This window comes from Elusimicrobiota bacterium (genome assembly GCA_026388095.1).
Taxonomy (GTDB): Bacteria; Elusimicrobiota; Elusimicrobia; order UBA1565; family UBA9628; genus UBA9628.
The window spans coordinates 1-2,939 of the sequence record JAPLKL010000038.1 but is presented as its reverse complement, the minus strand read 5'-3'; the positions used below and the strand labels follow the sequence as shown (position 1 = coordinate 2,939).

The following is a 2,939-nucleotide window of genomic DNA, read 5'->3' as shown; positions in this document are numbered from 1 at the left end:
GATCGGGACCTACAGCGCGGGCAGGAACCCGAAGGGCGGCATCGCCGTCGACGCTTCCGGCGACGTGTGGGTGATGAACGCGGGCGTCTCCTCGGTCACGAAGCTGAGCCCGGCCGGGAACATCATCGGGACCTACAAGGGTGTGACTACGGGCGGGAACCTGGGCGACTTCACCGGGTTCGCTCTGCAGAATTTCGTGATGAGGAAGCCGGGGTCCGGCCGCGGCGGCCGGGCCAAGGTCCCGCCGATCCAGGGCCCGCCGCCGGTCGCCGAGGCCCCGCCTCTCCATACGCCGTGGACACGGCTCAAGGACATGCCGATCCGGCTGGTTACGTCGGCCCAAGCCGAGATCGGCGGCATCATCTATTTGGCTGGAGGCGTTGTCTTCCCTTCCCCGGAGCCTCCTTGTGACTCTTCTGCTCTCTGGGCCTTCGACCCGTCGCGCCAGACTTGGTCTCAGCTTCCCCCAATGACCACCGCGCGGCACAATGCGGCTTCGGGGGTCATAGACGGGAAGTTGTACGTCGTCGGAGGCGCGACGTCCCGTGATCGGCTCAATAGCCTGGAGGTCTACGACCCCGAGACCAAGTCCTGGGGCGCTCGGGCGCCGGTCCCCGCACCGGGCATGTCGAGGGGAGTCGCAGTCGACGGCGTTCTCTATGTCTTGGGCAGAGATTGTTCGGGGGAATTCTGGGGCTATGATCCCCGCGCCGATTCATGGAAGCGACTGTCGCCGATGCCGACCGGACGTTGTGACCCTGGGATGGCCGCCTTCGGAGGCCGGATCTATGTTCTGGGCGGGCATCCGCTGAGCGGCCCCACCTACGACATCGTGGAGGTCTACGATCCGAAGAACGATTCCTGGTCCGCGGCGCCGCCCATGCCTACCGCGCGCTCGTACTTCCCGACGGCCGTCTTGGACGGGAAGATCCACGCCTTGGGCGGCCACGGCAGCGGGAACAGTTGGATCGCCTTGCACGAGGCTTTCGACCCGGCCACCGGCCTCTGGTACGAGGCGGCGCCCCTGCCCGTGAGCAGATCCCAAACGAGAGGAGTCGTGGCCCGCGGCCGGCTCTACGTCCTCGGCGGGTCCTTAGGCACGGACTCCCCCCCGTACATAACCGCCGCGGCCGAGGTCTACGACCCGGCCCAGGACCGCCTGCGGCCCATAGGCAATCCCAGGCCGTCGCCGCCGGTCGCGGGCAGCGGGCCCTCGCTCAGCAAGACTCCCTACGTGTGGGTCGCGGGCCGGGCGGGCACCGCGACCAGGATCGACACCGCGGGCGGCAAGGTGACCACGTTCCCCGCCCCGGCCGGCTCCGACCAGGCCGTGGATGCCTCCGGCGACCTGTGGTTCGTCGATGCCAATGCTCCGCGGATCCATAAAGTCGACGCCCTGAGCGGCGCCGTCACAAGTCTCAGCGTCGGGTTCATTGCGCAGGCGATGGCGCTGGACGCCTCGGGCGATATCTACGCGACCCAAGGCAATGGCACCGCCCCCGGCAGCATCTTCAAGCTCAAGAGCTCGGATGGCAGCGTGATCTGGACGCGCGGCCTCGCCAATCCCCCTGACGGACTGGCCGTCGACGCTTCCGGCGATGTCTGGGTGGCCCATTGTCCCACTTCCTATTCCGGCGCGTTCGGCAGCGTCACCAAGTTCAGGGGCTCCGACGGGACCGTGCTCGGGACTTACGGCGTGGGCATCGAGCCCAGAGGGGTCGCCGTAGACGCTTCGGGCGATGTCTGGGTCGCCAACGGCTGGGGCGACGGGAGCGGCCGGCAGCCCGCCAATGTCACCAGGCTTGACGGCTCCAACGGCGCCCTTATCGGGACCTATCCCGCCGGCTGCAATCCCGACGGGATCGCGGTTGACGCCTCCGGCAATGTGTGGCTGGCCGACTTCTGCGGCAGCGCCGGCGACCCGAGCAACACGCACGGGCCGGGCCGGGTCATCAAGCTCGACGGCGCCAGCGGCGCCATGATCGGGGACTACGGCGCGGGCGTCAACCCCTCGGGCGTAGGCGTCGACGCCAGCGGCCATGTGTGGGTGGTCAATCCGGGGAGCCAGAACGTCACGGAGCTCGACTCCAACGGCGGCCTGCTCGGGACCTATCCGGCCGCGGCGCCCATGAGCGGCTACGGCGACCTGACCGGTTTCGTCCTGCAGAATGTCGTGATGAACAGGTCGGCCAAGCGCCCCCGTCGCCCGATGCGCAGCCCCCAGCCGGCAGCGCCGCCCGTGGCCATTTCGCCTTGGTCATCGGCGTGGAGCGCTACCGCTCTTTGCCCGCGGCCAATTTCGCCGAGCGCGACGCCGCGTCCTTCGCGCGCTACGCCCAGGCCGTCCTGGGCGTGCCGGAGGAGAACGTCATCCTCCTGACCGGCCAGCGCGCCACCAAGACCGACCTCTCCAAATACATCGAAGAGTGGCTGCCGCGCAACGTCAGCGAAGACTCCCGCGTCTACTTCTTCTATTCCGGCCATGGGGCCCCGGATCCGCGCAAGGGCACGGCCCATCTCGTGCCCTGGGACGGCGACCCGGCCTTCCTGCAGACCAGCGCGTATCCCTTGGGACGCCTCTATGACCGGCTGGGCCGCCTCAAAGCGCGCGAGGTCGTGGTGCTGCTCGACGCCTGTTTCTCAGGATCCGGCGGGCGCTCCGTCATCGCCTCCGGGCTGCGGCCGCTGGTGCTGGTCAAGGAAGCGGTGCTGCCCAAGGGCGACAAGCTGACCGTGCTCACCGCGGCTTCCGGCGACGAGGTGGCGGGCAGCCTGGACGCGCAGCGCCACGGCCTGTTCACCTACTATCTGCTGCGGGGCCTGGGCGGGGAGGCCGATCCCGAGGGCAGCGGCCATGTCAGCGTGGGCGACCTGCACGGCTACGTGCGCAAGAACGTGCTGCGCGCGGCGCACCGCCAGAACCGGGAGCAGAACCCGGA

2 protein-coding genes are annotated in these 2,939 nt (G+C 69.0%); both read left to right on the top strand.

Translation table 11 applies throughout. The features are described 5' to 3' along the window. Positions 1–2,380: hypothetical protein (locus NTY77_08485; GenBank protein ID MCX5795513.1), on the top strand; the 2,380-nt coding region annotated here is incomplete at its 5' end. Further along, the coding region (locus tag NTY77_08480) for a caspase family protein (protein MCX5795512.1) at positions 2,266–2,939 on the top strand (674 nt) is incomplete at its 3' end. The genes NTY77_08485 and NTY77_08480, both read left to right, overlap by 115 nt.